The sequence below is a fragment of the Pseudomonas sp. GW821-FHT02A08 genome (assembly GCF_059422045.1).
The window spans coordinates 1-8,658 of sequence record NZ_JBWKWD010000003.1 but is presented as its reverse complement, the minus strand read 5'-3'; the positions used below and the strand labels follow the sequence as shown (position 1 = coordinate 8,658).

The following is an 8,658-nucleotide window of genomic DNA, read 5'->3' as shown; positions in this document are numbered from 1 at the left end:
GATCGTGCCCACTGAGCCCGGCACTCGAACCCTGTAGCAGCTGCCGCCAGGCTGCGTTCGCGCGCGCAGCGGGCGCAGGATTTTGAGGTGTCGGGAGGTCCTGCGGACCTCAACGCAGCCTTCGGCAGCTGCTACAGGAACGAGTTCGGCAATGAGCCTGTGGTGACATCGGATTAATTGCCAAGGCCCCCGTTATCCCCCTCGATTCCCTAACCCCCCCCTGACGATGGGGGGGTTGGATCGCGCCTGACCGATAGTCTGGACCTCACATGAACCAACCCGGCCGGGCAGATCTGCCGCTTGCCGAGCGTTGCGAGATGACCAGAGCGGATCGGCATCAGCCGACTATCGAGGGTAAGGCGTATGAGTCAAAGCGTGCTGATTGCGGGGGTGGGCATGTCTGCGTTCGTCCCGCTGGGCACTGGCGACAGTGTCGCTGCGTTGGCGGGCAGGGCGATCCGCCAGGCGCTCGACGATGCGCGCATTGACTATGACCTGGTCGACCAGGTGTTCAGTGCCTGCGTCGGCAGCGCAGTCGGTTGCACTGAGCAGGTCCTGGCCCAGATCGGTCTGACCGGTGTCCCGGTGTTTTCCCTGGCGGACGGCTGCACGGCAGCCAGCAGTGCCTTGCAGCTGGCGCGTCACAGCGTGTTGTCCGGTCAGGCCGAATGCGCATTGGCACTGGGCTTCGAATGCATGCCGGCGAACGTTACCCACCGCGCCTTCTTTGGTCTGGACGATAGCGCGCCGCAGGCCTGGGACGGTCTTGGCCAGCCCGATGCCTGCCAGGCTCATTTTGCCCGGCGCGAGCATCCGGCCGCGCTGTTCGCGGCCCAGACCAGTTGGTTGCTGACCCGCATGGGCGTGGCCCAGAGCAGCTTCGAGCAGGTACTCAGCCAGGCCCGGAACAAGGCCATGCTCAACCCCATGGCCGTGCTCAACCGCTGCACGGCACTCGATGGCTGGCGGGCTCGCTACCTTTGCCCGCCTGCGAGCGGGGCGGCGGCGGTGCTGCTGTGTACCCCGGGTTTCCTGGCCCGCTACGGCGCCCGCGGCGGGGTGGCAGTCAGGGCCTGTGTGCGCGGTAGCGACCTGGCCTCTGAGCAGGAGTCCGGCTGTGTGCTCGATGTGCTGGGGCGCGCCACGACCCGGCGGGTTGCGCAACTGGCGTATGAGCACGCCGGTATCGGTGCCGACGAGATTGAGGCCGTGGAGCTGCATGACCAGAGCGTCGGCGACTTCATGGTGTACAGCGCCGCCCTGGGTTTGTGCCGGGAGGAAGGTATCGACGGCTTCGTGCGCGAACGACGCAACAGTTGCGGCGCCCCGGTCGATGTCTGTGCCTCCGGCGGATTGCTCGGTCGCGGCCATGCCCCGGGAGCAACGGGGCTGGCGCAAATCACTGAATTGGTCTGGCAGTTGCGCGGCACGGCGCCGTCCAGGCACGACAACGGTGTCCGGACGGCACTTGCGCACAACGCGGCGCTGGGTCGTTCGGTATCGGTAACCATCCTGCAGCGCACCTAAGGACAGCGCCGCAGTGCCGTTTCAATGCGTTTTCATGAACCACAGAGAAGGTGAGCCCGTTAGATGAACAACAACAATAAGATCTGCCATGCAAACCTGCGTCGAGGGCTTTTGGCTACAGCAATCCTGGCCGGGATGGGCATCGCGCCCGCGCAAGCCCTGGAAATCGATACGGGCAACGAAGACCTGTCGGTGCGTTTCGACAACACGTTCAAGCTCAACTACGGCCAGCGCGTGGAAAGTGCCAACAGCAAGCTGGCCAACAGCTGGAACAACAATGATGGCAACCGCAACTTCTCGTCAGGCAGTGCAGTGTCCCAGCGCCTGGACGTGCTCTCGGAACTGGACGTGGTCTACAAGCAGAAGGCCGGCTTTCGCGTCAGTGCCAACAGCTGGTACGACCATGCCTATGACAATGTCGGCAGTGCCAACGCCTCGACCAATCAGCTCAACAACGGCGTACCGGACTCGCGCCATATCAGCGGTTATGCCGACCGTTACTACAACGGACCGTCTGCGGAAATCCTCGATGCCTTCGTGTTTGGCAGCACCGAGGTCGGTGACGAAACCCTGCTCAGCGCCAAGCTGGGCAGCCATACCCAGTACTGGGGCGAAAGCATCCTGGCCTTCGCCCACGGTAACAGCTATGGCCAGTCGGGCCTGGACATCACCAAGGGGCTGACAGTGCCGGGCACCGAGGCCAAGGAACTGTTCATCCCGCGCAACCAGTTGTCCAGCAGCCTGACCTTTGGCCCGGAGTTGACCCTGAGCGCCCAGTACTTCCTCGGTTGGGACGCCTCGCGTCTGCCTGAATCGGGTACCTACCTGGGGTTCAATGATGGCATCCAGAGTGGCGGGCACAACCTGTCGCTGATCGGTGGACGCAACCCACTCTTCGGTGCCCCGGGCCCCATCGGCGCCAATGAATTCCTGCGGCTGAGCAACGGCCACACCTTCACCCCGGACAATCACGGAGACTTCGGCCTGATGGCCAAGTGGAGCCCGGAATGGCTGGACGGGACCCTGGGCTTCTACTACCGCAACACCTCCGACATCCTGCCCAACCTGGTCCTGCAGCCTACGGCTGTCGGCCCGGCGCAACTGATCTCGGGCAACATCGGCAGCTACAACCAGTTCTACGTCGACGATATCGATATCTACGGCATCAGCCTGTCCAAGAGCATCGCCGGGGTCAGCGTCGGTTTCGACCTCAACTACCGCGAGAACATGCCGCTGGCCAGTGTCGCCGCCACCGTCAGCCCGGCCGCGGCCGCCGCCGGTCTGCCCGGATTCATCGGCAGTTTCGATGGCAACAACGGTGTGGCCCGAGGCAACACCGTGCATGCGGTGCTCAACGGCCTGACCACCTTCGCCGACACGCCGGTGTGGGACAGCGCCTCGCTGCTGGTGGAGCTGGGCTACAGCCGCTGGCTGGACGTGACCGACAACAAGCAGTTGTTCAAGGGCGAGGACTGGTACCGCGGCGTGGACAAGGTCAGCAAGGACAACTACGTCATCGGCGTCAACTTCAACCCGACCTGGTATCAGGTTTTCCCCGGCATCGATTTCTACATGCCGGCCACCTACAACGTCGGCCTCAATGGCAACTCCGCCGTCCAGATGGGGGGCAACGAAGACTCCGGAAGCTATTCGATCGGCGTTGGCATGGACGTGCACAACCAGTATCGCTTCGACCTGAAGTACGTGGACAACTTCGGTCCGTTCGACACCTGCGACCGCGCCGGCAATGCCGGCAGCCAGGGAGAGGGGGCCGCACCCGGCGCCAACGGCCAGTACAACTGCACCCCGGGGCAGGCCACAGCCTTTGGCGGTACATCGGCCCAGCTCAAGGATCGCGGCATGGTCACCTTCACCTTCAAAACGACTATCTGATCGAACGTTGCCAGGCAACAGGAGAGACCCCATGAAATTTGCCCAATCCGTATTGGCCGCAGCCCTTGCGCTGGCGGTGACCGGTGCCGCCCACGCGGCCGTATCTTCCGACCAGGCCGCCCGGCTTGGCAGCACATTGACCGGCGTCGGCGCCGAGAGGGCCGGCAATGCCGACGGCAGCATCCCGGCCTATACCGGTGGCCTGACCCAGGCGCCGGCCAGCTACCAGGCGGGCAGCTCGTTTCGCCCCGACCCCTTCGAAAATGAAAAGCCGCTGACGGTGATCAACACCGGCAATGCTGCCCAGTACGCCGGCAAGATGACAGCCTCGACCCAGGAACTGCTCAAGCGCTTCCCGTCGTTTCGCGTCGATGTCTACCCGACCCACCGTACTGTCGCCATGCCTCAGCGATTGCTGGATAACACGGCGAAAAACGCCGTCGGGACCAAAACCACCGAGGGTGGAGTCGCCCTGGACAATGCGTTGCCCGGCGTGCCGTTCCCGATCCCCGCCGATGGCTATGAAGCCATGTGGAACCACTTGCTGCGCTATCAGGGCTTTGCGCTGAACTCAAAGTACGATTCCTGGAACGTCGACTCCTCGGGCAGGGCGACCCTGGCCACTACCGGCAACGCCTACATCGAGTACCCGCTGTACGACCCGGCCCGTACCACGGCGGCCAACGAGAGCGACGTGTTTTTCAAGACCAAGCTGTACTACCAGGGCCCGGCACGCCGTGCCGGTGAAGCCATCCTGGTGGTCGATGCGGTCAATCCGCTCAAGCAAGGCCGCCGTGGCTGGCAGTACCTGCCGGGACAACGCCGGGTAAAGCTGGCGCCGGACATCGCCTACGACACGCCGAACCCGGGGTCGGCCGGCAGCTCGACCTATGACGATTCCTGGGTGTTCAACGGTGCCCTGGACCGTTACGACTTCAAGCTGGTGGGCAAGAAGGAAATGTACGTCCCGTACAACACCTACAAGTTGAACTACCACAAGGTGGCCGCAGACGTGACCACCCCCAACCACGTCAATCCCGACCTGATGCGCTGGGAACTGCACCGCGTGTGGGTCGTGGAAGCGACCCTGAAGCCGGGCAAGCGCCACATCTACAGCAAGCGCACCTTCTACCTCGATGAGGACAGCTGGATTGCCCTGGCTTCGGACGAATACGACGCCAGCGGCAAGCTGTACCGCGGCGCCTTCGCCCACATGGCCTACAGCTACGACGTGCAGGCACCGAACTCGGACAACCACCTGTTCTACGACTTCATCACCGGTAGCTACAACATTACCGGGATGTACGGGCCGTACGGCGGTGTGAAGTACATCGAGCCGCTCTCCAAGGCCCAGTGGGCTCCGGAATCGCTGGCCGGTGCCGGAATCCGCTGACAGAACTCCATGTGGTATTTGCCATCGGGGAGAGGCCACACCTCTTCCGGTGGCTTTTTTTATCCGGGAAACAGCGATGAACAAATTCAGATGGATAGTGCTCATTGCACTGGGTGCCGCGTTGGCCTTGCCTTTTACCCGTGCCGTGGTGGCGGCGGATTTCGCCGATACCCTCGACCGGCCGGCGTTGCAGACCGACAAGGCGCTGCATGGCATTTTCACGGGACTGGCCAGTGCCGGCGGGCGCCTGGTCGCGGTCGGCCAGCGTGGCCACATTTTCTATTCGGACGACGCAGGCCTGCAATGGCGTCAAGCCAGGGTACCGGTCAGCTCTGACCTGGTGGCCGTGCATTTCCCCAGTCCGTCCCAGGGCTGGGCCGTTGGCCATGACGGCGTGGTGTTGCACAGCAGCGACGCGGGCGAAAACTGGAGCCGTCAATTCGACGGCCGCGACGTCGGCTCGACCCTGCTCGCGTATTACCGCAAGCAAGCCGCGGCTCGGCCGGACGACGAGGCGGTCGCAAGCTTGTTGGCCGATGCCCAGCGCATGTTCGAAGAGGGCGCCGACAAGCCGTTCCTCGATGTGTGGTTCGAGAATGACCAGGTCGGTTACATCGTCGGCGCCTTCAACCTGATTTTCCGTACCGACAATGGTGGCCGCAGCTGGACGCCGTGGCTGGACCGGACCGACAACCCCAGTGCCTTGAACCTGTACGCCTTGCGCCCGGCCGGCAATGAACTGTTCGTTGTCGGCGAGCAGGGCCTGGTACTCAAGTTCGACCCGGCCAGCGAGCGTTTCAAGGCCACCCCCACGCCCTACAACGGCAGTTTTTTCGGCATTGTCGGCAAGCCCGGCGCGGTACTGGTGTTCGGTCTGCGCGGCAACGCCTACCGCAGCGCCGATGGCGGCGCCAACTGGAACAAGGTCGAGCTCGGCCTGCCCCTGAGCATCACCGCCGGCACGGTCACTGCAAACGGACGGATCATCCTGTTGAGCCAGGCCGGTCATGTACTGGTCAGCAACGACGATGGCACAAGCTTCAACCTGCAAGCGAATAACGGCCTGGCGCCGGTGGCCGCGGCGCAAGTGTCGACGGCCGGTGCACTGGTTCTGGCCGGCGCCCGCGGTCTTCGCCAAATACCCCTCGAATAAGCCCACCTGCGTACAACAAAAGAGACAAGACACGATATGGGTACCTACGAACTCGATACGATGCCGGTGGTGCGGGAGCTCAAGGGCTTCGACGCCCGTTCCGGCAACCTGCTCGAACGCTTGATCTTCAACAACCGCCTGCTGGTGGTGCTGAGTTGCCTGGTGATCACCGTGCTGCTCGGTTACTTCGCGGCCACTCGCCTGAGCCTGACTGCCAGTTTCGAAAAAATGCTGCCGCAAAGCCAGCCGTTCATTCAGAACTACCTGGAAAATCGCCAGTCCTTGCGCGGGCTCGGCAATGCGGTACGGGTGGTGGTAGAAAACACCGAAGGCGATATCTTCGACCCGCAATACCTCGATGTGCTCAAGCAGATCAACGACACCCTGTTCGTGACCCCGGGGGTGGACCGTGCCTGGGTCAAGTCGCTGTGGACGCCGGCGGTGCGCTGGACCGAAGTGACCGAAGAGGGGTTTCGCGGCGGGCCGGTAATGCCCGATGCCTACGACGGCTCGGCCAAGGGCGTCGAACAGCTGCGCTTGAACATCGCCCGCTCCGGCATCGTCGGCAGCCTGGTGGGTAACAACTTCAAGTCGAGCATGATTTTTGTGCCCCTGCTGGAGAAAGATCCGGTCACCGGCCAGGCCATCGACTACCACGCTTTCTCGCGGGTTCTCGAAGAGCAATTGCGTAACAAGTACGAGTTCGCCGGCAGCAGCGATGCCCATGCCCGGGGCGAGGAGGGCAAGGGCCCGATCAAAGTCCGCGTGATCGGCTTCGCCAAGCTGGTCGGCGACCTGATCGACGGCCTGGTGCTGGTGATGATGTACTTTGGCGCTGCTGCGCTGATCGCCACGTCGATCATCTATTTCTTCACCCGCTGCGTGCGCAGCACGACGTTGGTAATTCTCTGCTCGGTGATCGCCGTGGCCTGGCAGCTGGGTCTGGTCGCGCTGATGGGTTATGCGCTCGACCCGTTCTCGATCCTGGTGCCGTTCCTGGTGTTCGCCATCGGCGTGTCCCACGGCGCGCAGAAAATGAACGGCATCATGCAGGATGTGGGGCGCGGCACACACCAACTGGTCGCGGCGCGCTACACCTTTCGCCGCCTGTTCCTGGCGGGGCTCACGGCCTTGCTCGCCGATGCGGTCGGCTTTGCCGTGCTGATGCTGATCGACATCCCGGTGATCCAGGACCTGGCCGTCACCGCCAGCATCGGTGTGGCGGTGTTGATCTTCACCAATCTGGTGCTGTTGCCGGTGCTGCTGTCGTATTGCGGTGTCAGCCGCAAGGCGGCGGCGCGCAGCCTGCGTCAGGAAGACAAGGAACTGCACGGCAAGGGCCTGGGCAATCTGTGGAGCCTGCTCGACCGCTTCACCGAGCGCCGCTGGGCCACAGTCGCAGTGATCGTCGCCGGGTTGCTGGCGGCGGGCGGGTTCATGGTCAGCACCCAGTTGCAGATCGGCGACCTCGATCCCGGCGCGCCCGAGCTGCGCGCAGACTCCCGTTACAATCGCGACAATGCCTACATCACCGACAACTACTCGCTGTCCAGCGACCAGTTCGCCGTGATGGTCAAGACCGCGAGCGAGGGTTGCCTGAAGTACGAGACCCTGGTCGAGGCCGACCGTCTCGGCTGGCTGTTGCAACAGCAGCCGGGGGTACAGACCACCGTGTCGCTGGTCAACGCCGTACGGCAGATCACCGCGGGTTCCTATGAAGGAAACCCGAAGATGCTGACCATCGCGCGCAATCAGGACGTACTCAACTATGGCGCGCAACAGGCCTCGGTGAACAACCCTGAACTGTTCAACAGCGACTGCTCGATGATGCCGGTGGTGGCCTACCTGGCCGACCACAAGGCACAGACCCTCGAACATGTGGTCAGTGTCGCCGCAGCCTTCGCTCGCGAACACAGCAACGGTGAACGCCAGTTCATGCTCGCGGCCGGCAGCGCGGGGATCGAAGCGGCGACCAACATCGTGGTCCGCGAGGCCAACCGCACCATGCTGGTGTACGTGTATGGCGCGGTGATCGTGCTGTGCTTCATCACCTTTCGCAGCTGGCGCGCGGTCGTCGTGGCGGTGGTGCCGTTGATGTTGACGTCAGTGCTCTGCGAGGCGTTGATGGTCTGTCTTGGCATGGGCGTGAAAGTGGCCACGCTGCCAGTGATCGCCCTGGGCGTGGGGATCGGCGTGGATTACGCGCTGTACCTGCTCAGTGTGCAGCTGGCCCAACAGCGTGCCGGCCTGTCGTTGACCGAGGCTTACAAGAACTCGGTGGCGTTCACCGGCAAGGTGGTCGCTCTGGTGGGCATCACCCTGGCGGCGGGCGTCATCACCTGGGCCTGGTCGCCGATCAAGTTCCAGGCGGATATGGGCATCTTGCTGACCTTCATGTTCATCTGGAACATGATCGGTGCGCTGGTGCTGATACCGGCGTTGTCGCACTTCTTGCTCAGGAAGGCTCGCTAATCTGCCTGCGATTTCCTGTAGGAGCTGCCGAAGGCTGCGATCTTTTGATCTTGGCGGCCTTCGGGCCGAACAGGCTCTCTGTTCGTGTGCATATCCATTCCTGCGATAACGACCACTAATGGTTCCGCCCATACGGCGGGCTCTGTAGGAGCGAGCTTGCTCGCGATGGAGGTCAACGATGATGCGGGGAGCCTGACACCCTGCGGTGCTCTCAGGTTTT

At 63.1% G+C, this 8,658-nt stretch carries 5 protein-coding genes; all 5 read left to right on the top strand.

From position 1 onward, the window contains the following. Positions 1 to 363: 363 nt before the first annotated feature. The 5 genes from AC07W4_RS03335 (at position 364) to AC07W4_RS03315 (ending at position 8,438) form a co-directional block, all read left to right on the top strand. Complete coding sequence (locus tag AC07W4_RS03335) at positions 364 to 1,527, top strand: thiolase C-terminal domain-containing protein (RefSeq protein WP_495031476.1); 1,164 nt, start codon at positions 364 to 366, stop codon at positions 1,525 to 1,527. 63 nt (positions 1,528 to 1,590) lie between these two features. Beyond that, a complete protein-coding gene (locus AC07W4_RS03330; protein WP_495031475.1) occupies positions 1,591 to 3,420 on the top strand; it encodes a DUF1302 domain-containing protein in 1,830 nt (609 codons plus the stop codon). A 31-nt stretch (positions 3,421 to 3,451) separates the two neighbouring features. Continuing rightward, entirely contained in the window at positions 3,452 to 4,813 is a 1,362-nt protein-coding gene (locus AC07W4_RS03325; protein ID WP_495031474.1) for a DUF1329 domain-containing protein, read from the top strand. A gap of 76 nt (positions 4,814 to 4,889) precedes the next feature. Continuing rightward, positions 4,890 to 5,966, top strand: coding sequence for a WD40/YVTN/BNR-like repeat-containing protein (locus tag AC07W4_RS03320; protein WP_495031473.1), 1,077 nt, complete (start codon positions 4,890 to 4,892; stop codon positions 5,964 to 5,966). Positions 5,967 to 6,002: 36 nt separating this feature from the next. After that, positions 6,003 to 8,438, top strand: a complete 2,436-nt coding sequence (locus AC07W4_RS03315) for an efflux RND transporter permease subunit (RefSeq protein ID WP_495031472.1) — start codon at positions 6,003 to 6,005, stop codon at positions 8,436 to 8,438. Positions 8,439 to 8,658: the final 220 nt, after the last annotated feature.

Coding starts and splice junctions, on each gene's coding strand:
- AC07W4_RS03325 (WP_495031474.1), top strand. CDS start 3,452: ATGAAATTTGCCCAATCCGTATTGGCCGCAGCCCTTGCGCTGGCGGTG.
- AC07W4_RS03320 (WP_495031473.1), top strand. CDS start 4,890: ATGAACAAATTCAGATGGATAGTGCTCATTGCACTGGGTGCCGCGTTG.
- AC07W4_RS03330 (WP_495031475.1), top strand. CDS start 1,591: ATGAACAACAACAATAAGATCTGCCATGCAAACCTGCGTCGAGGGCTT.
- AC07W4_RS03315 (WP_495031472.1), top strand. CDS start 6,003: ATGGGTACCTACGAACTCGATACGATGCCGGTGGTGCGGGAGCTCAAG.
- AC07W4_RS03335 (WP_495031476.1), top strand. CDS start 364: ATGAGTCAAAGCGTGCTGATTGCGGGGGTGGGCATGTCTGCGTTCGTC.